Raw genomic sequence first — 20,116 nt, forward strand, 5'->3', positions numbered from 1 at the left:
CGCGCGATCAGTCGAGTTCGAGCGCCGGGATGCCCGGAAGGTCGAAGCCGAAGACCTGACCGAGGAACGCCACCTCCGCCTCGAGCTGGCGGATCACGGTCTCGCGGCGGCGGAAGCCGTGCCCCTCGCCCTCGAAGGCCAGGTAGGCGTGGGGGATCCCTCGCGCCTTCAGTGCATCGCGCACTGCCTCGGACTGCGCCGGCGGCACCACCGCGTCGTCGAGCCCCTGCTCGATGAGCAGCGGGGTGCTCAAGCGGTCCAGGCGCGCGAGCGGCGATCGTGCCACGTACAGGGCGCTCGCGGCCGGCAGCGGACCGACCAGGCCGTCCAGGTAGTGGGCTTCGAAGTCGTGCGTATCCTCGGCCAGGGCCCGGAGGTCGGCCACGCCATACCGGCTGATGCCCGCGGCGAAGGCATCCGAACCGGTCAGCGCGCACAGCACCGTCCAGCCGCCGGCGGAGCCGCCGGCGATCGCCAGCCGCTGAGGGTCGGCGTGCCCCGCGTCCGCGTGACCCGTCGCGGCGGCGATGACGTCGTCGACGTCGACCACCCCCCATTGCCCGCGGAGGCGCTCGCGATAGGCGCGGCCGTACCCGCTGGATCCGCCGTAGTTCACGTCCAGTACGCCGATGCCGCGGCTGGTGAGGTACGCGATCTTCGCCGATGCCGCGCCGCCGACATGGTCGGTCGGGCCACCGTGGACGAAGACGACGTAGGGCGGCAGCTCGCCGTCCGGCGCGGTCACATCGGGGTTGGTCGGCGGATAGTCGAAGGCGTGGACGGATCCGTGGGGGCCGTCGACCGTGACGGCACGGGCCTGCGGCATCCACTCCCGCCCCCACGATGAGTCGCCGCCGGCGACCAGCTCCGCAGCGGCGGGATCGTCGACGTCCAGCACCCACAGTGCGGGACCGTCGGGTCCGGCGCCGCTGATCAGGACGCGCGAGCCGCGGACGTCTTCGATGGAGATCCCGGTGATCGCATCGCACGGCAGACCGCTGACCGCACCGTCGGTCCCGATGACAACGAGCTCGTCCGCACCGTGGGTGCGCACGGCCACGATGCGGCCGTCGTCGAGCAGAGCGAACCACCGCTGGCCCAGGGTCCACAGCGGTCCGCCGGTGTCGGCGTCGGCGGGGGCGGTGTGCTCGCAATGCAGGTCCGCCGTCAGCCGCAGACGCCAGAGGTTCCAGCGCCCGGTCGGGTCATCGGCGTAGAGCAGGTCGTCGTCGTCCATCCAGATCGGCTGCAGCGGAGCCGAGGACCCGCCTGCCACCGTGGCCCACTCGGCCACCACGCCGTCCTCGAGGCGGCCGACGCGGAGCTCCGCACGGTCCCAGGCCATGTCGGGGTGGTCCCAGGCGATCCAGGCTAGATGCGTGCCGTCGGGCGACAGCGTGGGGTGGGCGAGGAAGCGGCTGTCCTCGGCGAGCGACACGACCGCCGACGGCTCCCGCACGGCGCTGCCGTCCACCGGGATCTGCACGATGTCGCGATGCAGCGAGCCGGAGCCGCTGTGACGCTCCCGGACGGCGAGCAGGCTTCCGCGCTCCCACGTCAGGCCGCCGTAGCGCACGTCGCCCGACTGCGCCGTCAGCGGCCGCGGCTTCTCGCCCGGAGCGACGCGCCAGACGCGCTGGTCGGCCTTCTCGACGAAGACCAGCGAGTCGTCGTCGAGGGTGGTCCACGACCCGCCGCCGTACTCGTGCACGCGGGAGCGGGCGCTCCAGGGAGCGGCGATCACGTCGGAGACCTCACCGGATGCCGCGCGCCGGCGCACCGCGGTGCGCCCGCCCTCCTCCGGCACGGAGTCGCCCCACCAGATCTCGTCGCCGACGAAGCGGGCGCCGTCCCACCGCGGCGATGCGGCGGACACCGCCTCCGCTGTCAGCGGGGAGGGCCAGGTTCCATAGGGTTTCGCGCTCGTCACGACCCCACGCTACGGCGAAACACTAGGTCACAGGGAGGGCCTTGCGGAACGGGCTCCGCTACCTTGGACCCATCGTCGCCCGGTCGTCCGTGAGGACACCGCGAACTGAGTTCGCGGAACCGGGCAGGAGCGACAGCCGAGCCCGGCACCCGCCCGCGATGACGCAGCGCCCACGGAGACCCGTGCGTGCACGAGTGTCCGCGGCCGCCCGGCCAGTTCAGTCCGCCCCGATCCGAGAAGAACGCCATGTCGATCGATCTCAGTGCTCCGCCGCTGCCGTTCTCGTTCGAGGTCTACCCGCCTCGTTCGGATGCGCGGGTGCCCGCCCTCCACGAGACGATCCGCCGGCTGGCGGCGTCCGGCCCGCGATTCATCTCGGTCACCTACGGCGCCGGCGGCTCCACCGGCGGCCGGTCGCTCGAGCTGCTCAGCCACATCCTCCGCACGACCGACGTCGAGCCGCTCGCTCACCTCACGTGCGTCGGGAGCACGTTCGCCGCCGCCAACGCCCTCGTCCGCGAGTTCCTCGACGCCGGCATCACGAGCTTCCTGGCCCTGCGTGGCGATCCGCCCGCCGGGGTCTCCGAGGACGACATGTTCCTCGGCGATCTCGAGAGCGCGGCGCAGCTCGTGCAGCTCATCGATCGCGTGCAGGCCGAGCGCGCGCCGTACTCGGAGTACGCCATTCCCGGCGTGCCGGGCGCGGCGCGGGTAGCCCCCCGCACCAAGGTCGACATCGCCGTCGCCGCCTTCCCCAACGGGCATCCGCGGTCGCGGCATCCGCGTGAGCACATCGACGCGCTGCTCGCGAAGCAGGCCGCCGGAGCGACCCTCGCGATCTCGCAGCTGTTCTTCCACGCCGACGACTACCTCGCCTTCGTGCAGCGCTCCCGCGAGGCGGGCGTCACGATTCCGATCCTCCCCGGCATCATGCCGATCACCTCGCCCGCCCGCCTGCGGCGCACCCTCGAGCTCAGCGGCGAGGAGCTGCCCGCCGAGCTCGCGATCTCCCTCGAGATCGAGCCGACCGCCGAAGGGCAGCGCGCCGTCGGCGTCGCACATGCGGCTCAGCTCGCCCGCGAGGTCGTCGACGGCGGCGCGCCGGGCGTGCACCTGTACGCGTTCAACAGCCACGACACGGTGCTCGCGGTCCTCCGCGACGCCGGCATCCTGACCACCCCGCTCGAGAAGGAGTCCGCATCATGACCGAACCCACCCCCGCCTTCCCCAGCGGCACGATCCTGGGCTACCCGCGCATCGGACGCCGCCGCGAGCTCAAGCGCGCCGTCGAAGCGCACTGGTCCGGAGCGACGGACGAAGCGACGCTCGAGGCGACGGCGGCAGGACTGCGCCGCGCGACGCGCGAGCGTCTCGCCGCCCTGGGGCTCGGTCGCACCGACTCGTCGATCCCGGAGTCGTTCTCGTACTACGACCAGGTCCACGACGCCGCCGTGGCCGTCGGCGTGCTGCCCGAGCGTTTCGCCGAGCACCGCGCGGCCGACGGGTCGATCGGTCTCGGCGCCTACTTCACCGCGGCGCGCGGCGCGGGGGAGAACCTCCCGCTCGAGATGACCAAGTGGTTCGACACCAACTATCACTACCTGGTGCCCGAGATCGGGCCCGAGACGGCGTTCTCGCTGTCGAGCGATCGTCTGGCGCGCCAGGTCGCCGAGGCGAAGGCGGACGGGTTCACCGTGCGGCCCGTCCTCGTCGGGCCCGTCACGCTGCTCGCGCTGGCGAAGGCCACGAACGAAGCGCCGGAGGGCTTCGACCCGCTCAGCCGCCTCGACGACCTGCTGCCCGTGTACGCCGAGCTGCTCGCCGGCCTGCGCGCCGCCGGTGCCGAGTGGGTCCAGCTCGACGAGCCGGCGCTCGTGAGCGAGGCCCTGCCCGCGACCCCGGCGGCACTCGCCGACGCCGCAGCGCGCGCCTACGCGGTGCTCGGCGCCGCGACCGACCGCCCCGCGATCCTGGTGACCGCCGGGTACGCCCAGCTCGCGCCCGAGGCGTGGACCGCGCTGGCGAAGGCTCCGATCGAGGCCATCGCCGTCGATCTGACCCGCGGCGCACTTCCGGCCGCGGTCGACGGCCTCGACGGCAAGGTCCTCGTGGGCGGTGTGATCGACGGCCGCAACATCTGGCGAGGCGACCTCGCGGGTGCCTGGGCCAAGCTCGAGGCGCTCGAGACGCTCGGCGCGGCGCAGGTCTCGGCGGGCACTTCGACCTCGCTGCAGCACGTGCCGCACGACGTCGCCGACGAGACGCGGCTCGACCCGCGCCTGGTGTCGTGGCTGGCCTTCGCCGATCAGAAGACGCAGCAGGTCGTCACGCTGGCGCGGGGCCTGGCCGAAGGCGCAGAGTCCATCGCGACCGAGGTGGCCGCGGCATCCGCTGCCCTCGCCGACCGCCGGAGCGCGCCCGGCGTGCGCGACGGCGCTGTGCGCGGCCGTATCGCCGCACTGACAGCCGAGGACTTCCACCGCGGCGACGACGCGGCGCGCGTGGCCGCCCAGGACGCGGCGCTCGGGCTGCCGGTGCTGCCCACCACGACGATCGGCTCCTTCCCGCAGACCGGCGAGATCCGCCGGGCGCGAGCGCGCCACGGCAAGGCGGAGATCACCACCGACGAATACGAGGAGTTCCTCCGCGAGGAGATCGCCCGCGTCGTGACGCTGCAGGAGGACCTTGGGCTGGACGTCCTCGTGCACGGCGAAGCCGAGCGCAACGACATGGTGCAGTACTTCGCCGAGAACCTCGACGGGTTCGATGTCACCGAGAACGGCTGGGTGCAATCCTACGGCTCGCGGGCGACGCGCCCGTCGATCCTGTGGGGCGACGTGTCACGGCCGGCGCCCATCACCGTCTCGTGGTCCGCGTTCGCGCAGTCCCTGACCGACAAGCCCATGAAGGGCATGCTGACCGGTCCGGTGACGATCCTGGCGTGGTCGTTCGTGCGCGATGACCAGCCGCTCGCCGACACCGCGAACCAGGTGGCTCTCGCCCTGCGCGACGAGATCACCGACCTCGAGGCCGCCGGCATCGGCGTGATCCAGGTCGATGAGCCCGCGCTGCGCGAGCTGCTGCCGCTGAAGAAGGCGGACCAGCCCGCGTACCTCGAGTGGTCGGTGGGCTCGTTCCGGCTGTCCACCGCAGGGGCCGCGGACGCCACGCAGGTGCACACGCACCTCTGCTACTCGGAGTTCGACGTCGTCATCGACGCGATCGCCGCTCTCGACGCGGACGTCACCTCGATCGAGGCGGCCCGCAGCCGCGGCGAGGTCATCGGCGACATCGCCGAGTCGGGCTTCTCGCACGGCGTCGGACCCGGCGTCTACGACATCCACTCGCCGCGGGTGCCGTCGGTCGCCGAGGTGACCGAGCTGCTCGATCGTGCGGCGACCGAGCTCCCGCTGCGACAGGTGTGGGTGAATCCGGACTGCGGCCTCAAGACCCGCGGGTACGACGAGACCGTCGAGTCGCTGCGCAACATCATCGAGGCGACCCGCGCGGTGCGCGAGAAGGTCGGCGCGGCCGTCTAGCGCTTCCGGGGCTTCGCGGATGCCGCGGCCGACCCGGTCGCGGCATCCGTTGTCAGATCGAGCGTCGCCGCCTCGCTCGGGAGCGGCGTCGGCGCGGAGAGGTCGGCGGGATCGACGATCTCGCCGCTGTCCGGCGCGTCGAGGCTGCGATCGACGTTCGCGTGCTCGTCGGGGCGCCGCTGCAGGAGCTCCAGGATCCAGACGACGACGAGGGCGACGACGATGACCATCACCACGTCGCCGATCGACAGCGGCCGCAGGGCGAAGAGCCACAGCACGGCGGCCACCGCGATCAGGCTGCGCACCAGCACCCGGGATCGGGCGAGCCAGCCGCCGAAGCCGCCGGTGTCGAGGCCGCGGGCGGCGAGCTGGCGTCGTGCCGACGAGTTGAGGCCGTCCACGCTGCCGCGGACCCCTCGCGCCGCCGCCGACCGGCCCATCAGCCAGCCGAGGACGGCGACGAAGACGCCGAGCACCGCGAGCACCAGCGCAGTCTGCGTCATCGCCGCGACGAGCTGGCCGTAGATGACCTGGAGCGCCGAGGGCGAGAGGTCGAGATCGGTGGCGACGATCTGGACCGCCGTGCTGCCGACCGACAGGGCCGCTGCGAGCGATCCGGCGCCGATCGCGAGTCCGAGTCCCGTCCCGAGCACGGCGGTGCTCCGACGACGGGCGAGGCCGATGCCGAGCCCGAACAGCGCGAGGCTGAGCACGGGAAGCCACCAGCCGAGCGCGTTGGACAGGGCGTAGACCGTGCGGATGGTGGCGAGGTTGTCGCCCTTGCCGATGATCACGACGCGATCGATCTCGGGGATGAGCTGGGCGGCGCTGATGCCGCGGTCGATCAGGCGCTGCTGGACGGTTTCGACGATCACGCCGAGCTGGATGCCGACGCCGTCGTCCGTGCGGACGACGAGGCCGCCGCCGTCCGAGGTCGCGGCGGTGGTGAGCGCCCGGTGCGCCGCGCGGGTCGTGGTCGCCCACACGTCGGCGAACGCCTCGGATTCCACCACACGGGTGACGCCCTCGTGCACCAGGTTCTCGAGGCCGTCGGCCGCCGGAGCCTGCAGCAGCCCGAGCGCCTGGACGGCGCGCGGCGGCAGTCCGAGATCGGCGATGCCGTCGAAGAGGTCGCCCGTCAGCTGGTGGAAGTCGACGTTCGCGTTGACGGCGTCCATCGTCTCGTCCACGACGAGCTGACGCACTTCGGGGTCCTCCACGAGCGGCGCCAGCGTGGCGACGAACGAGTTCTCCTCGACGAGCTGCACGCGTGCCCAGGCGGTGACGATCGACACCGGAACGAGGATCGCGGCGATCACGATGCAGATGGCAGAGAGCGGCGCCCGCCAGCGCCCGCCCGAGGGGCGCGTCCGCTCCGGAGGAGCCGCCGCGGCGAGCCGGGCGTTCTCGCTCTCGAGCTCGCGGATGCGGTCTGCAAGCGCCTGGGCGTCGGCGGTCTCGATGTCGCTCATGGCGCCATTCTTGCGAATGTGCGCGCTCCGCGGGGGAGGATCACCCGCGCGGGGTGATCAGACGGCGCGCAGAACCGCGACCACCTTGCCCAGGACGACCGCCTCGTCGCCGAGGATCGGCTCGAACGCGGAGTTGCGGGGGAGGAGCCAGGTGTGGCCGTCGCGCTGGCGGAAAGTCTTCACCGTGGCTTCGCCGTCGAGCATCGCGGCGACGATCTCGCCGTTGTCCGCGGTCGCCTGCGACCGCACGACCACCCAGTCGCCGTCGCAGATCGCGGCGTCGATCATCGACTCGCCCGAGACCTTCAGCATGAACAGGTCGCCCTTGCCCACGAGCTGGCGGGGCAGCGGGAAGATCTCCTCGACCTGCTGCTCCGCCGTGATCGGGACGCCGGCGGCGATGCGACCGAGGAGCGGCACCATGGCGGCGTCGCCGACCGACGGTGCCGAGTCGGCGGGGTTCTCCGTCGCGCTGCCGGGCAGGTCGATGAGGACCTCCATCGCGCGCGTCTTGCCCGCGTCCCTGCGCAGGTAGCCGCTGAGCTCGAGCTGGTTGAGCTGGTGGGTGACGCTCGACAGCGACTTGAGCCCGACGGCGTCGCCGATCTCGCGCATGCTCGGCGGATAGCCGTGGCGTGCGATCGACCGCTGGATGACCTCGAGGATCGCCAGCTGCTTGTCGCTGAGGCTCTTGCGCCGCCGCGTCTGCGGCCTGTCGCGCCCGGTCGCGTCGCTCATGTCCGGCTCCTGTCTCCCTCCTCCTCGGTGCGAGGAGGAGCAGCGGTCTTCGAATGTCGGAGGTCCGTGGTGGGGTTCTCCTATCGAAACCGTATCCGGATACGGGACGCTCGCGAGGCAGTTTCACCGCGTGTCGCGTTCGAAGAATGTTCCCCGGATCCGGTGTTGACATCCTACAACTTCGAAGATAACTTCGGTACAGAGGTTCGCATCCGCCGCTCCCGGCCGAGCAGCGGTTGCGAATCTCTCCCCACTCAGAGGAGCAGATCATGACCACGATCGGCATCACCGCACCGTTCTCGGGCCCCGTCTTCGCGGTCCCCGCCCGCACCACGCGGCTGCGGCTGACGGTGCGCGGCCGCCGTGCACTGGCCGTTCTCGCGGCGCTGCCCGCGGTGATCGCCCTCAGTGTCGCGATCGTGAGCGGCGGCAGCGCCCTGGCCTCGCGAGACACCGGCGCAGCCGGCGAGTCCTTCACGACCGTGACGGTCTCCTCGGGTGAGACCCTGTGGTCGATCGCCGAGTCGGTCGCGCCGCAGGCGGACCCCCGCGACGTCGTGGATTCCATCGTGCGTCTGAACGCGCTCGACAGCGTGATGGTCCAGGCAGGGCAGAGCCTCTCCATCCCCGCGGAGTACTCGCCGGGTCGGTGACGCCGCGACCTCTACCATGGGAGGGGTGAGTGCACGCCTCGAAGACCTTCCCCTGCGCGACGACCTCCGCGGAATGACGCCGTACGGCGCTCCGCAGGCTCCGCTTCCCATCGCCCTGAACGTCAACGAGAACACCCATCCGGTACCCGAGGATGTCGCGGACGACATCATGGATTCGATCGCTCTTGCCCTGCGCGAGGTCAATCGCTATCCCGACCGCGAGTTCACCGCGCTGCGTGAAGGGTTCGCCGACTACCTCGGTCACGGCCTCACGCGGGATCAGATCTGGGCGGCGAACGGATCCAACGAGGTGCTCCAGCACGTCCTGCAGGCGTTCGCAGGACCCGGACGCACCGCCTTCGGGTTCGGGCCCACGTATTCGATGTATCCGCTCCTCACCCGTGCGACCGGTGCGTCGTGGGTGGCCGGAACCCGCGCCGCCGACTACACGATCGACGCCGAGGACGCGGCATCCCAGATCGCCGCCGTCGATCCGGACGTCATCTTCCTGTGCTCGCCGAACAACCCCACGGGCACGCCGCTGGGGCTCGACGTGATCGAGGCCGCGTACGAGGCCAGCACGGGCGTCGTCGTCGTCGACGAGGCGTACCACGAGTTCGCGCCGCACGAAGAGCGCTCGGCGCTGACCCTCCTGCCCGGCCGCGAGCGTCTGATCGTGTCCCGCACGATGAGCAAGGCCTTCGCCTTCGCAGGCGCCCGCGTCGGCTACCTCGCCGCCGATCCCGCGGTCGTCGACGCGCTGCGTCTCGTGCGGCTGCCGTACCACCTGAGCGCGCTCACGCAGGCCGCGGCATCCGCGGCCCTGCGTCACGCTCCGGCGATGCTGCGCATGGTCGACGACATCGCCGCGCAGCGCGACCGCATCATCGCGACCACGGCGGCGCTGGGCTACACGCCGCACGACTCGTGGACGAACTTCGTGCTGTTCGGCGGCGTCGACGACCCCGCCATCACCTGGCAGCGGCTGTACGACCGCGGGGTGCTCATCCGCGACGTCGGCATCGCGCACCACCTGCGTGTCACGGCGGGCACGGAGGAGGAGACCACCGCGTTCCTGGACGCACTGGCCTCGGTAGGATCGGACGCATGAGCGCCGCATCGCGTACCGCATCCCTCCGACGCTCCACCAGCGAGTCCACCGTCGAGCTCGAGCTCGACCTCGACGGCTCGGGACGCAGCCGCATCGACACCACGGTGCCGTTCTTCGACCACCTGCTGACGGCCTTCGCGAAGCACTCGCTCACCGACCTCACCGTGCGCGCGTCCGGCGACACCGACATCGACGCCCACCACACCGTGGAGGACATCTCGATCGTGCTCGGCCAGGCGATCCGCGAAGCGCTCGGCGACAAGGCCGGCATCTCGCGGTACGGCGATGCGCTCGTCCCGCTGGACGAGGCGCTCGCCCAGGCCGTCGTCGACATCAGCGGCCGGCCGTACCTCGTGCACACCGGCGAGCCCGCCGGGTTCGAGCACCACCTCATCGGCGGCCACTTCACCGGATCGCTGGTGCGCCACACGTTCGAGGCGATCTCGTTCAACGCCGCGCTGACCGTGCACGTCCGGGTCATCTCCGGCCGCGACCCGCACCACATCGCCGAAGCCGAGTACAAGGCGTTCGCACGCGCGTTCCGCCAGGCCAAGGCGCTCGACCCGCTGGTGGAGGGAATCCCGAGCACCAAGGGCGCTCTATGAGCTCCCGCCCCGTCGTCGCCGTCCTGGACTACGGATCGGGCAACGTCCACTCCGCGGTCAAGGCGCTCGACGCCGCGGGCGCCGATGCGCGGCTCACCTCGGACCGTGCCCTCGTGCTCGACGCCGACGGGCTGGTCGTCCCCGGCGTCGGCGCGTTCCGGGCCGTCATGGAGGCGCTGCGTGCAAGCCGCGGCGACGAACTGATCGAACGCCGGCTCGCCGGCGGGCGACCGGTGCTCGGCATCTGCGTCGGTATGCAGGTCCTCTTCGAGCGAGGCGTCGAACGCGGCGTCGACACCGAAGGACTCGGCGAGTGGCCCGGTGTCGTGACCGAGCTCGATGCGGCCGTGCTGCCGCACATGGGCTGGAACACGGTGCAGCCCGGCGAGGGCTCCCGGCTGTTCGCCGGGCTCGAGGACGAGCGCTTCTACTTCGTCCACTCGTACGGGGCGCAGAAGTGGCTCCTGGACGTGCAGTCGCCGTTCCCGCAGCCGACCCTCACGTGGTCCACCCACGGCCAGCCGTTCCTCGCCGCCGTCGAGAACGGTCCGCTCTCGGCGACGCAGTTCCACCCCGAGAAGTCGGGAGATGCCGGCATCCGGCTACTCACGAATTGGATCGACGGGCTCGGCACGGCTAACCTCTGAACTCGTGCCGTCCGCGGAAGCGCGTGCTGTCCGGGACCTTCCTGCACGAGGAGCCATGAACGATTTCGCCTCTATGCCCGAGCTGATCCTGCTGCCTGCCGTCGACGTCGCCGACGGCAAGGCCGTGCGCCTGACCCAGGGGGAGGCGGGCACCGAGACGAACTACGGCGACCCCGTCGACGCCGCGCTGGACTTCGCCCGGCAGGGCGCGCAGTGGATCCACCTCGTGGACCTCGACGCCGCCTTCGGCCGCGGCAGCAACGCGGGTGTGCTCCGCAAGGTCATCCGTCAGGTGAAGGGCGTGCAGGTCGAGCTGTCCGGAGGCATCCGCGACGACCGCACGCTCGAGGCCGCCCTCGAGAGCGGCGCCGCCCGCATCAACCTCGGCACCGCGGCGCTCGAGAACCCCGAGTGGGCCGCCGACGTCATCGGCCGCTACGGCGACGTGATCGCGGTCGGACTCGACGTCCGGGGCACGACGCTCGCCGCTCGCGGCTGGACGCGCGAGGGCGGCGACCTGTGGACGGTCCTGGACCGCCTCGAGTCGGCCGGCTGCAGCCGCTACGTCGTGACCGACGTCACGAAGGACGGCACGCTGCAGGGCCCCAACGTCGAGCTGCTGCGCGAGATGACCTCCCGCACGCCCAAGCCCATCGTCGCGTCGGGCGGCGTGTCGAGCCTCGACGACATCGCGGCGCTCCGCGATCTGGTCCCGCTCGGCGTCGAAGGCGCGATCGTCGGCAAGGCGCTGTACGCCGGCGCCTTCACGCTCGCCGAGGCGCTGGATGTCGCCGGACACTGACCCGGGCGACGCTCGCGCCGACTCGGCGGGGGTGCCCTGGGAGGGGCGGAGCTTCCACGCCAATCCGCACTCCGGCGACGACGGCACGGCCGATCCCGCGCTCCTCGCCGCGCTGACGGCGTTCCGGTCCGGCACCGGGACCCAGGCGGAGGTCGTGGCCGCCTACGGCGCGGCGCGCCTGCTCATTCCGCTCATCGCCGAGAAGGGCGACGAGGGGATCGGCGCGCACGGGCTCGCGGTCGACAAGACCCAGGAGCTGTCCATCGTCACGGTGGCGGGGCCGGACGGGCGACGCGTCCTGCCCGTCTTCACGTCGGTGGACACCATGCGGCGATGGGATGCCGCCGCCCGGCCGGTGCCCGCCGACGGGACGCGGACGGCGGCCGCGGCATCCGCCGACGACACCGATCTCATCGTCATCGACCCCGGCTCGCCGACGGAGTTCGTGCTGCGTCGCCCCGCGGTGTGGGCGATCGCCCAGGGCCTTCCGTGGGAGCCGAGCTTCGTCTCGCCCGAGGTGTTCGCGGGGCTGCAGCAGAGTATCGGCGGCGAGCTCGCCGTGATCGACCTCGCTGTGGAGGCCGGGGATCCCGAGGCGCGGCTGCGGGGACCCGAGCTCGTCGTGCGCCTCGAGCTCATCCACGGCCTCGGCAAGGACGAGCTCGACGCCGTGCTCTCGCGCCTTGCGACGCGCTGGGCCGCGGATGACCGCATCGCGGTGCTGGTCGACTCGCTGACCGTGAAGCTCGTCCGCACCGCCTGATCGCCGCGGTCCTCTTGCGAGCGGCACCGCGTCGGCGGATGATCGGCACGGCGGAGGTGGCCAGGGATGAGGCGGCGATGCACGACGCGACGATGAAAGAGCAGTACCGGCTGGCACTCGAGGCGGCTCACGAGCACGCGCTGCGCTGGCTCGACGGCGTCGACGAGCGCCCGATCCGGCCGGACCTCGATGTCGACGGCATCCTGGCTCGCCTCGAGCGCACGCTTCCCGAAAATGGGGAGAGCGCGGAGCGGGTGGTGGACGAACTGGCCGAGGCATCGGGCCCGGGGCTCATGGCGATGGGGTCGTCGCGCTTCTACGGGTTCGTGATCGGCGGGACGCTTCCGGCTTCGCTCGCGGCGGACTGGCTCGTCTCGACGTGGGACCAGAACACCGGATCGCGCCAGCCGACGCCGGCGACGGCCGCGGTCGAGGAGGTGGCGGCGGCGTGGCTGGTCGACATCCTGGGCCTTCCGGCCGGCAGCGGTGTCGGCTTCGTCACCGGCGCGACGAGCGCGAACCTCTCGTGCCTCGTGGTCGCGCGGGATGCGGTGCTGAGACGGGCCGGGTACGACCCCGCCGCCGGCCTGCAGCGGGCCCCCGCGCTCGCCTGGTTCGCCGGCGACGCCGTGCACACCTCCGTCCTTCTCGCCGGCCGCATCGCCGGAATCGGAGCGCCCACCACCGTCGGCGCCGACGACCAGGGCCGCATCGACGTCGACGGGCTCGCCCGGGCCCTCGCCGCGCATGACGGGCCGGCGGTCGTCGCGCTCCAGGCCGGGGACGTGCACTCCGGCGCCTTCGACGACTTCGCGGCCGCGGTCGCCGTCGCGCGCGAGCACGACGCCTGGGTGCACGTGGACGGCGCGTTCGGCCTGTGGGCGGCGGCCAGCCCTCGACTCGGTCACCTGGTGCGGGGCCTGGCCGACGCCGACTCGTGGGCGACCGACGCGCACAAGACGCTCAACGTGCCCTACGACTGCGGTGTGGCGATCGTGCGGGACGAGGCGGCGATGACGGCGTCCCTCGGTGCGCACGCTGCCTACCTGCCGGCCGTCGCCAGCATCTCGGATCCCTACGATCGCGTGCCGGAGCTGTCGCGCCGGGCCCGGGGCGTGCCGGTGTGGGCGGCGCTGCGCTCCCTCGGACGTCGCGGCGTGATCGATCTGGTCGACGGGCTGGTGGATGCCGCGACCGCCCTCGCCGACGGCTTCCGGACGCTGCCCGGCCTCGAGGTGCTCAACGACGTCGTCTTCACGCAGGTGTGCCTGGCGGCGAAGGACGACGATGCCGGCACGGCGGCACTGGGGGAGTGGCTCCGCGACGAGGGCACGGTGTGGGCTTCGTCCTCGACGTGGCAGGGTCGCACGGTCGTGCGCTTCGCGGTGAGCAATCACGCCACCGATGCGGACGACGTCCGTCGCACCGTCGATGCGGTCGCCCGTGGCGCGGCGGCGCTGGGGATCGGGGTCAGGTGACCGGTCCGGTCCACTTCTCGCCGGGGCCCTTGCCGATCGGGTCCTCGATGACCGAGCCCTCGCGGAAGGCGAGCTGAAGCGAGCGCAGGCCGTCGCGGAGAGACCGGGCGTGCATGTCGCTGATCTCCGGCGCGGCCGCGGTGATGAGTCCCGCCAGCGCGTTGATGAGCTTGCGCGCCTCGTCGAGATCGGTCTGGGTGGCGGGGTCATCGGCGAGCCCGACCTTCACGGCCGCGGCGCTCATCAGGTGCACGGCGGCGGTGGTGATCACCTCGACCGCGGGGACGTCCGCGATGTCGCGGGTCGCGGCCGACGCGGCGCGCTCCTGCTCCTCCCAGCGTGCATGGCGGTCGTCATCGGAGGCAGGAATCGTGGTCACGCGCATCTCTCTGCTAGACTTGTGCGGGCTCCGGAGCGTTCTGCACCGGACCGAAAGTGGATCACATCCCACCCGCGCTTGCCGCTCCAGGCTACCGGGTCACGCACTCCGCCCCGACCGCTCCATGGTCGGGGTAGTCGCTTGCGAGCGAACCGGGTGCAGGAAAGCCGGCGCTCCAGCGTCGTGCGGGTGGAATGAGTTCCTCTTCAGCCCGTGACATGACACACGTCCTGTTGCGGGGCCGACACCCAGCATGAAGGAGCTCCGCATCAGCGATCCCCGCACCAACGACCGCATCCGCGTCCCCGAGGTCCGCCTCGTCGGACCCGCGGGTGAGCAGGTCGGCGTCGTCCGCATCGAGGTGGCGCTGCGCCTGGCCCAAGAGGCCGACCTCGATCTCGTCGAGGTGGCCCCGAACTCGAAGCCCCCCGTGGTCAAGATCATGGACTACGGCAAGTTCAAGTACGAGGCTGCGCAGAAGGCCAAGGAAGCGCGTCGCAATCAGGCGAACACCGTCCTCAAAGAGGTCCGGTTCCGCCTGAAGATCGAGGCACACGACTACATAACCAAACTGAAGCGCGCCGAGGGCTTCCTGCAGGCAGGCGACAAGGTCAAAGCCATGATCCTGTTCCGCGGCCGTGAGCAGTCCCGTCCCGAGCAGGGCGTTCGCCTGCTGCGCAAGTTCGCAGAGGACGTCGCCGAGTTCGGCACCGTGGAGTCCAACCCCACGATCGACGGTCGCAACATGGTCATGGTCGTTGCTCCCCACAAGAACAAGTCCGAGGTCAAGACCGAGCAGAACGCGCAGCGCGCTGCCAACAAGGAAGCCGCGCGCACCGCGCGCACCGGCGCCCCGGATAACCAGACCGAGTCCGAGCCGGCCACCGCCGAGTAGGACCCCCAAGACTCCCGCCTGAGCGGGAAGTGAAACGAAGGAAGAAGAGATGCCGAAGCAGAAGACCCACTCGGGTGCCAAGAAGCGCTTCAAGCTCACCGGTAGCGGAAAGCTGATGAAGCAGCAGGCGGGTATGCGCCACAACCTCGAGGGCAAGTCGAGCCGTCGCACCCGTCGCCTCAACCAGGAGCAGGTCCTGGCCCCGGGCGACGCCAAGCAGGCCAAGAAGCTCCTCGGTCTCTGAGCACCGACGCACGTTAGGAAAAAGAAGAAATGGCTAGAGTCAAGCGGGCGGTAAACGCCCACAAGAAGCGTCGCGTCATCCTTGAGCGCGCCTCCGGTTACCGTGGACAGCGTTCGCGCCTGTACCGCAAGGCGAAGGAGCAGGTCACCCACTCGCTCGTCTACGCGTACCGTGACCGTCGCAAGCGCAAGGGCGACTTCCGCCGTCTGTGGATCCAGCGCATCAACGCTGCGGGCCGCCAGAACGGCATCACGTACAACCGCTTCATCCAGGGCCTGAACCTGGCCGGTGTGCAGGTCGACCGCCGCATGCTCGCCGAGCTCGCCGTGAACGAGCCCGCCACGTTCGCCTCGCTGGTCGAGACGGCCAAGAAGGCTCTGCCCGAGAACGTCAACGCCCCCAAGAGCGCCTGACACCCGGCATCCGTTTCACGAAAGGGCGTCCTCCTCACGGAGGGCGCCCTTTCGCGTGCGCCCGCTCGCGTGTCGCCCGGCCGGCCGACCCTAGACTGATCGTGTGCTCGAGAACCCCCGCTCTCCCCGAGTTCGCGCGGTCGCGAAGCTGACCAAGCGCAGCGCCCGTCAGGAGACCGGACTGTTCCTCCTGGAGGGTCCGCAGGCGGCGCGCGAGGCTCTGCTGTACCGGCCCGACACCCTCGTCGAGATGTTCGCGACGCCCACGGCCATGGAGCGCCACTCCGACGTGCGCGACGCCGCGCGCGAGGCGGGCATCGAGGTGCTGTTCACCACGGAGGGCGTTCTGGACGCCATGGCCGACACCGTGACGCCGCAGGGCATCGTCGCGGTCGCGCGGCAGTCGCCCACGTCGCTGCGAGAGGTCTTCGCCGCATCTCCGCGCCTCATCGCGATCTGCGAGGAGGTACGCGACCCCGGCAACCTCGGCACGATCATCAGGGCAGCGGATGCCGCAGGCGCTGATGCCGTGGTCCTGACGGGGCGCACCGTCGACCCTTACAACCCCAAGGTCGTGCGCGCCACGACCGGCTCGCTGTTCCATCTCCCGGTCGTCGTGGGGGTCGAGCTGCCCATGGTGATCGAGAAGGCGCGGGCCGCCGGAGTGCGGGTGATCGCCGCGGATGTCGGCGGGGGAGACTTCCTGGCATCGCGCGACGTGCTCGCCCAGCCCACCGCCTGGCTGTTCGGCAACGAGGCCCGTGGCCTCGACGACGACTCGCTCGCACTGGCCGATCTGTCGCTGCGACTGCCGATCTACGGCGCCGCGGAGTCGCTCAACCTGGCGACCGCCGCGAGCGTCTGCCTCTACGAGACGGCCTTCGCCCAGCGTGCCGCGGGCTGACCTCGCACGCACCCCGGCTGTTACAGAACGGTAAAGGGTGCCGCCAAACGTTGGTGGCGATCCGGTGGGACTCCTAGGGTGAGACACATGGCGACATCAGAAGCCCCGGCGCCGGCGCCTCGGACCTCCAACATCTCGGTGCGACGCGGCGAGCCGCTCGTGGTCATCGACCACGTCGACAAGCACTACGGCGAACTCCACGTCCTCAAAGACATCAACACCGTGGTCAACCGCGGTGAGGTGGTCGTCGTGATCGGGCCGTCGGGCTCCGGCAAATCGACGCTCTGCCGCGCGATCAACCGCCTGGAGACGATCGACTCCGGTTCGATCAAGATCGACGGCGTCCCGCTTCCCGCGGAGGGCAAGGCCCTCGCGCATCTGCGCGCGGATGTCGGCATGGTCTTCCAGTCGTTCAACCTCTTCGCCCACAAGACGGTCCTCGAGAACGTCACGCTCGGGCCGATCCAGGTGCGCCGCATGAAGAAGAAGGCCGCGGAGGAGAAGGCGATGCAGCTTCTCGATCGCGTCGGCGTCGCCAATCAGGCCCAGAAGATGCCGAACCAGCTCTCAGGCGGTCAGCAGCAGCGCGTCGCGATCGCCCGGTCGCTGGCGATGGACCCCAAGCTGATCCTCATGGACGAGCCGACCAGCGCGCTCGACCCCGAGATGATCAACGAGGTCCTGGATGTCATGGTCGGCCTCGCCGGTGACGGCATGACGATGATCGTCGTCACCCACGAGATGGGCTTCGCACGCAAGGCCGCCGATCGAGTGCTCTTCATGGCGGACGGCGCGATCGTCGAATCCGCCACCCCGGAGAACTTCTTCACGAACCCGCAGAGCGACCGGGCGAAGGACTTCCTCTCGAAGATCCTCGACCACTGAAAACGTCCCGAGCCTCACGGCCGGGAAGCACGGAGAGCCGTCACGAGCGGCTCGCACACAGCAAAGGACGAGACATGAAGCGAATGAGACTCCCCTTGATCGCGCTGGCAGCCGCCGGCGCCCTGGCACTGTCGGCATGCGCCTCGGGCGGCGAGACGCCCGGCGACGACGGTGGCACCACCCCTGAGGCTGCTCCTACCTTCGAGGCCGGGACCACGATGGCCGAGCTCTCGGAGGCCGGATCCATCACCATCGGCACGAAGTTCGACCAGCCGCTGTTCGGCCTGATGGGCCCGTCCGGCGTGCCCGAGGGCTTCGACGTCGAGATCGGCAAGATCATCGCCGCCGAGCTGGGCATCTCCGAGGACAACATCGAATGGAAGGAATCGGTCTCGGCGAACCGCGAGCCGTTCATCCAGAACGGTGAGGTCGACCTGGTCATCGCGACCTACACGATCAACGACAAGCGCAAGGAGGTCGTCTCCTTCGCCGGGCCGTACTACATGGCAGGCCAGTCGATCCTCGTGCTCGCCGACAACGACGACATCGAGAGCGAAGACGACCTCGTCGGCCAGCCGGTCTGCTCGGTGACGGGCTCGACGCCCGCCGCAAAGCTGGCCGAGATCGGCGCCGAGCCGGTGCTGACCGACACCTACTCCAACTGCCTCGAGCCGCTGCGCAGCGGCGCCGTGGTCGCGGTCTCCACCGACAACGTCATCCTCGCGGGCCTCGCTGCCCAGAACGAGGGCGAGTTCAAGGTCGTCGGCGAGCCGTTCACCGAGGAGCCGTACGGCATCGGCGTCACTCTCGAGGACACCGAATTCCGCATGTGGATCAACGACGTGCTGGAGAAGGCCTACGAGGACGGCCGCTACGAGGAGGCCTGGAACTCGACGGCCGGCACCGTGCTGCCGTTCATCGATCCGCCGGCGCCCGACCGCTACTGATGCAGTGCTGCCCCCGGATCCGGTGAGAGCCGGATCCGGGGGCAGCGCCCGGACCGAAGAGGGGAAGAGCTTTGGAGCAGTACCTGTCGCTGTGGCCGACGTTCCTGGAAGGCTTCCGGGTGACGCTGCTGCTGCTTGCGGTCTCCGGCGTACTGGCGCTCGTGCTCGGCACGCTCATCGCCGCCATGCGGATCTCTCCGGTCGGCGCGCTCCGTACGTTCGCCGCGTTCTGGACCGAGATCGCGCGTAACACCCCCCTCACACTCGTCTTCATCTTCACCACGTTCGTGTTGCCGATGCTCGGTGTCCGGATGCCCTTCATCGTTCTGGCGTTCATCGCCCTGACGTACTACACATCCCCCTTCGTCGCCGAGGCGCTGCGGTCGGGAATCAACGGAGTTCCCGTCGGGCAGGCCGAGGCCGCGCGGTCCATCGGCCTCGGCTTCGGCCAGACCGTCTCGCTGGTCGTGCTGCCGCAGGCGTTCCGCATGACCATTCCGCCGCTGATCAACGTCTTCATCGCCCTGACGAAGAACACGTCGGTCGCCGGCGGCTTCTTCGTCCTGGAGCTGTTCGGAGTGACCCGCCAGCTGGCCAACGACAACGGCAACATGGTGATACCGATCCTGCTCACTGCGGCGGGCCTCTACCTCGTGGTCACCATCCCGCTCGGGATGGTCGCCGGAGCCCTCGAGAAGAAGTACGTGGTGTCACGATGAGCGCCCCCAGTGTCCTCTTCGACGTTCCCGGCCCCCGCGCGCGCAGGGTGTCGCTGATCGCATCCATCGTGGCGGCGGTCCTCATCATCGCCGGCGCCGCCTGGGTCATCACCACCCTCGCCGCACCGCGTGACTCCGGCGGCATCACCCTGCCCGGCATGTTCGACGGGAGCCGGTGGAACATCTTCACCGATCCCGAGGTGTGGGGCGCGATCGGGCGCGGCGTCGTGGCGACCCTGCAGGCGGCCGCGGTCGCCGCGGTCGGCGCGATCATCCTCGGCATCGTCTTCTCGCTGCTGCGCAGCTCCCTCATCGCCTGGGTCCGGGTGCCCACCGCCTGGCTGCTCGAGTTCCTCCGCGGCATGCCGGTGCTGCTGATGATGCTGTTCATCCTCCTCGTCGCCTCGACCGGGGCGTTCTGGGCCGTGGTCATCGCGCTGGTGCTGTACAACGGCGCGCTCATCGGAGAGATCCTCCGCGCCGGCCTCGCGGCGCTTCCGCGCGGTCAGCGAGAGGCAGCGCTGAGCGTGGGCATGCGCGAGTCGCAGTCCAAGATCCTGGTGGAGTTCCCGCAGGCCTTCCGGCAGATGCTGCCGATCATCGTCGCTCAACTCGTCGTCCTGCTGAAGGACACCTCGCTCGGCTTCATCGTCGGCTACAACGAGATCATCCGCACGAACATCAACAACCTCGGTTCGTTCTACGGCAACCGGTACCTGTTCTCGCTGTTCGTCGTCACGCTCGTCATCTACCTCGCGATCAACCTCACCCTGTCGTGGTTCGCTCGCTGGCTCGCGCGGCGCACCGCCAGCGGCGGCAAGACCGTCAAGCGCGGGGGCAAGGCGGTCGACCCGACCAACCCGGCTGCGATCCTCGAGGCCAAGGCGCGCGCCGACGAGGCGGACCGGCTGGCCGCGAACCGCGGTCTGGGCGCGCACGACGGCACTGCTCACTGACGCGGCGGGCCGGGGCATCCGCTCTCGGTAGACTCG

Annotated in this window: 21 protein-coding genes; 17 read left to right on the forward strand and 4 right to left on the reverse strand. The window is 70.6% G+C overall.

Features of this window, described 5'->3' with window-relative positions:
* Positions 1–7 precede the first annotated feature (7 nt).
* Positions 8–1,930 (reverse strand): S9 family peptidase, encoded by a 1,923-nt coding sequence (locus tag ASD56_RS15660; protein WP_055968021.1) that lies wholly within the window; start codon positions 1,928–1,930, stop codon positions 8–10.
* A 246-nt stretch (positions 1,931–2,176) separates the two neighbouring features.
* Here ASD56_RS15660 and ASD56_RS15665 point away from each other — a divergent pair, with 246 nt between their 5' ends.
* Together ASD56_RS15665 and metE are read left to right on the forward strand one after the other, a co-directional pair.
* Positions 2,177–3,136: a methylenetetrahydrofolate reductase gene (locus tag ASD56_RS15665; protein ID WP_055968024.1), complete on the forward strand. Its 960-nt coding sequence runs from the start codon at positions 2,177–2,179 to the stop codon at positions 3,134–3,136.
* Positions 3,133–5,469 carry a 5-methyltetrahydropteroyltriglutamate--homocysteine S-methyltransferase gene (gene metE, locus ASD56_RS15670; RefSeq protein WP_055968027.1) on the forward strand — a complete coding sequence of 779 codons (2,337 nt, stop codon included), beginning with the start codon at positions 3,133–3,135 and terminating at the stop codon, positions 5,467–5,469. Before ASD56_RS15665 ends, metE begins: the two co-directional genes overlap by 4 nt.
* Here the strand turns inward: metE and ASD56_RS15675 are convergent.
* Together ASD56_RS15675 and lexA are read right to left on the reverse strand one after the other, a co-directional pair.
* The gene (locus ASD56_RS15675) at positions 5,466–6,941 is read right to left on the reverse strand and encodes a hypothetical protein (RefSeq protein ID WP_055968030.1); all 1,476 of its coding nucleotides are present in this window, start codon (positions 6,939–6,941) and stop codon (positions 5,466–5,468) included. The genes metE and ASD56_RS15675 overlap by 4 nt on opposite strands.
* Before the next feature lie 57 nt (positions 6,942–6,998).
* Positions 6,999–7,679, reverse strand: a complete 681-nt coding sequence (gene lexA / locus ASD56_RS15680) for a transcriptional repressor LexA (RefSeq protein WP_055968033.1) — start codon at positions 7,677–7,679, stop codon at positions 6,999–7,001.
* A gap of 269 nt (positions 7,680–7,948) precedes the next feature.
* Here lexA and ASD56_RS15685 point away from each other — a divergent pair, with 269 nt between their 5' ends.
* From ASD56_RS15685 to ASD56_RS15715, 7 genes are all read left to right on the forward strand, one after another.
* A complete protein-coding gene (locus ASD56_RS15685) occupies positions 7,949–8,332 on the forward strand; it encodes a LysM peptidoglycan-binding domain-containing protein (protein ID WP_055968036.1) in 384 nt (127 codons plus the stop codon).
* A gap of 16 nt (positions 8,333–8,348) precedes the next feature.
* Positions 8,349–9,443, forward strand: coding sequence for a histidinol-phosphate transaminase (locus ASD56_RS15690; protein ID WP_082541529.1), 1,095 nt, complete (start codon positions 8,349–8,351; stop codon positions 9,441–9,443).
* Complete coding sequence (hisB, locus tag ASD56_RS15695; RefSeq protein WP_055968039.1) at positions 9,440–10,048, forward strand: imidazoleglycerol-phosphate dehydratase HisB; 609 nt, start codon at positions 9,440–9,442, stop codon at positions 10,046–10,048. The genes ASD56_RS15690 and hisB overlap by 4 nt, the downstream gene beginning before the upstream one ends.
* Entirely contained in the window at positions 10,045–10,695 is a 651-nt protein-coding gene (gene hisH, locus ASD56_RS15700) for an imidazole glycerol phosphate synthase subunit HisH (protein WP_055968042.1), read from the forward strand. The genes hisB and hisH overlap by 4 nt, the downstream gene beginning before the upstream one ends.
* A gap of 55 nt (positions 10,696–10,750) precedes the next feature.
* Positions 10,751–11,497, forward strand: coding sequence for a bifunctional 1-(5-phosphoribosyl)-5-((5-phosphoribosylamino)methylideneamino)imidazole-4-carboxamide isomerase/phosphoribosylanthranilate isomerase PriA (priA, locus tag ASD56_RS15705; RefSeq protein WP_055968045.1), 747 nt, complete (start codon positions 10,751–10,753; stop codon positions 11,495–11,497).
* Entirely contained in the window at positions 11,481–12,260 is a 780-nt protein-coding gene (locus ASD56_RS15710; RefSeq protein ID WP_055968048.1) for an SseB family protein, read from the forward strand. Before priA ends, ASD56_RS15710 begins: the two co-directional genes overlap by 17 nt.
* Before the next feature lie 77 nt (positions 12,261–12,337).
* Positions 12,338–13,738, forward strand: a complete 1,401-nt coding sequence (locus tag ASD56_RS15715; protein ID WP_055968205.1) for a pyridoxal phosphate-dependent decarboxylase family protein — start codon at positions 12,338–12,340, stop codon at positions 13,736–13,738.
* Here the strand turns inward: ASD56_RS15715 and ASD56_RS15720 are convergent.
* A complete protein-coding gene (locus ASD56_RS15720; protein ID WP_055968208.1) occupies positions 13,731–14,117 on the reverse strand; it encodes a DUF1844 domain-containing protein in 387 nt (128 codons plus the stop codon). The two genes, ASD56_RS15715 and ASD56_RS15720, sit on opposite strands and share 8 nt — an antisense overlap.
* A gap of 253 nt (positions 14,118–14,370) precedes the next feature.
* Here ASD56_RS15720 and infC point away from each other — a divergent pair, with 253 nt between their 5' ends.
* From infC to ASD56_RS15760, 8 genes are all read left to right on the forward strand, one after another.
* Positions 14,371–15,012 (forward strand): translation initiation factor IF-3, encoded by a 642-nt coding sequence (gene infC / locus ASD56_RS15725; RefSeq protein ID WP_082541530.1) that lies wholly within the window; start codon positions 14,371–14,373, stop codon positions 15,010–15,012.
* A 49-nt stretch (positions 15,013–15,061) separates the two neighbouring features.
* Complete coding sequence (gene rpmI, locus ASD56_RS15730; protein ID WP_055968051.1) at positions 15,062–15,256, forward strand: 50S ribosomal protein L35; 195 nt, start codon at positions 15,062–15,064, stop codon at positions 15,254–15,256.
* 29 nt (positions 15,257–15,285) lie between these two features.
* Complete coding sequence (gene rplT / locus ASD56_RS15735) at positions 15,286–15,669, forward strand: 50S ribosomal protein L20 (RefSeq protein ID WP_055968054.1); 384 nt, start codon at positions 15,286–15,288, stop codon at positions 15,667–15,669.
* A 103-nt stretch (positions 15,670–15,772) separates the two neighbouring features.
* The gene (locus ASD56_RS15740) at positions 15,773–16,573 is read left to right on the forward strand and encodes a TrmH family RNA methyltransferase (protein WP_055968057.1); all 801 of its coding nucleotides are present in this window, start codon (positions 15,773–15,775) and stop codon (positions 16,571–16,573) included.
* Between the two features lie 87 nt (positions 16,574–16,660).
* Positions 16,661–17,458 carry an amino acid ABC transporter ATP-binding protein gene (locus ASD56_RS15745; RefSeq protein WP_055968060.1) on the forward strand — a complete coding sequence of 266 codons (798 nt, stop codon included), beginning with the start codon at positions 16,661–16,663 and terminating at the stop codon, positions 17,456–17,458.
* Between the two features lie 74 nt (positions 17,459–17,532).
* Positions 17,533–18,405 carry a glutamate ABC transporter substrate-binding protein gene (locus ASD56_RS15750; RefSeq protein ID WP_055968064.1) on the forward strand — a complete coding sequence of 291 codons (873 nt, stop codon included), beginning with the start codon at positions 17,533–17,535 and terminating at the stop codon, positions 18,403–18,405.
* Positions 18,406–18,476: 71 nt separating this feature from the next.
* Positions 18,477–19,124 carry an amino acid ABC transporter permease gene (locus tag ASD56_RS15755; protein ID WP_055968067.1) on the forward strand — a complete coding sequence of 216 codons (648 nt, stop codon included), beginning with the start codon at positions 18,477–18,479 and terminating at the stop codon, positions 19,122–19,124.
* A complete protein-coding gene (locus ASD56_RS15760) occupies positions 19,121–20,080 on the forward strand; it encodes an amino acid ABC transporter permease (RefSeq protein ID WP_055968069.1) in 960 nt (319 codons plus the stop codon). Before ASD56_RS15755 ends, ASD56_RS15760 begins: the two co-directional genes overlap by 4 nt.
* Positions 20,081–20,116: the final 36 nt, after the last annotated feature.

Origin of the sequence: Microbacterium sp. Root166 (assembly GCF_001427145.1) — a bacterium.
In the GTDB taxonomy this organism is placed as follows: domain Bacteria; phylum Actinomycetota; class Actinomycetes; order Actinomycetales; family Microbacteriaceae; genus Microbacterium.

Coding starts and splice junctions, on each gene's coding strand:
- infC (WP_082541530.1), top strand. CDS start 14,371: ATGAAGGAGCTCCGCATCAGCGATCCCCGCACCAACGACCGCATCCGC.
- metE (WP_055968027.1), top strand. CDS start 3,133: ATGACCGAACCCACCCCCGCCTTCCCCAGCGGCACGATCCTGGGCTAC.
- ASD56_RS15745 (WP_055968060.1), top strand. CDS start 16,661: ATGGCGACATCAGAAGCCCCGGCGCCGGCGCCTCGGACCTCCAACATC.
- lexA (WP_055968033.1), bottom strand. CDS start 7,679: ATGAGCGACGCGACCGGGCGCGACAGGCCGCAGACGCGGCGGCGCAAG.
- ASD56_RS15665 (WP_055968024.1), top strand. CDS start 2,177: ATGTCGATCGATCTCAGTGCTCCGCCGCTGCCGTTCTCGTTCGAGGTC.
- rplT (WP_055968054.1), top strand. CDS start 15,286: ATGGCTAGAGTCAAGCGGGCGGTAAACGCCCACAAGAAGCGTCGCGTC.
- hisH (WP_055968042.1), top strand. CDS start 10,045: ATGAGCTCCCGCCCCGTCGTCGCCGTCCTGGACTACGGATCGGGCAAC.
- ASD56_RS15750 (WP_055968064.1), top strand. CDS start 17,533: ATGAAGCGAATGAGACTCCCCTTGATCGCGCTGGCAGCCGCCGGCGCC.
- ASD56_RS15690 (WP_082541529.1), top strand. CDS start 8,349: ATGGGAGGGGTGAGTGCACGCCTCGAAGACCTTCCCCTGCGCGACGAC.
- ASD56_RS15685 (WP_055968036.1), top strand. CDS start 7,949: ATGACCACGATCGGCATCACCGCACCGTTCTCGGGCCCCGTCTTCGCG.
- ASD56_RS15675 (WP_055968030.1), bottom strand. CDS start 6,941: ATGAGCGACATCGAGACCGCCGACGCCCAGGCGCTTGCAGACCGCATC.
- rpmI (WP_055968051.1), top strand. CDS start 15,062: ATGCCGAAGCAGAAGACCCACTCGGGTGCCAAGAAGCGCTTCAAGCTC.
- priA (WP_055968045.1), top strand. CDS start 10,751: ATGAACGATTTCGCCTCTATGCCCGAGCTGATCCTGCTGCCTGCCGTC.
- ASD56_RS15710 (WP_055968048.1), top strand. CDS start 11,481: ATGTCGCCGGACACTGACCCGGGCGACGCTCGCGCCGACTCGGCGGGG.
- ASD56_RS15715 (WP_055968205.1), top strand. CDS start 12,338: ATGCACGACGCGACGATGAAAGAGCAGTACCGGCTGGCACTCGAGGCG.
- hisB (WP_055968039.1), top strand. CDS start 9,440: ATGAGCGCCGCATCGCGTACCGCATCCCTCCGACGCTCCACCAGCGAG.
- ASD56_RS15760 (WP_055968069.1), top strand. CDS start 19,121: ATGAGCGCCCCCAGTGTCCTCTTCGACGTTCCCGGCCCCCGCGCGCGC.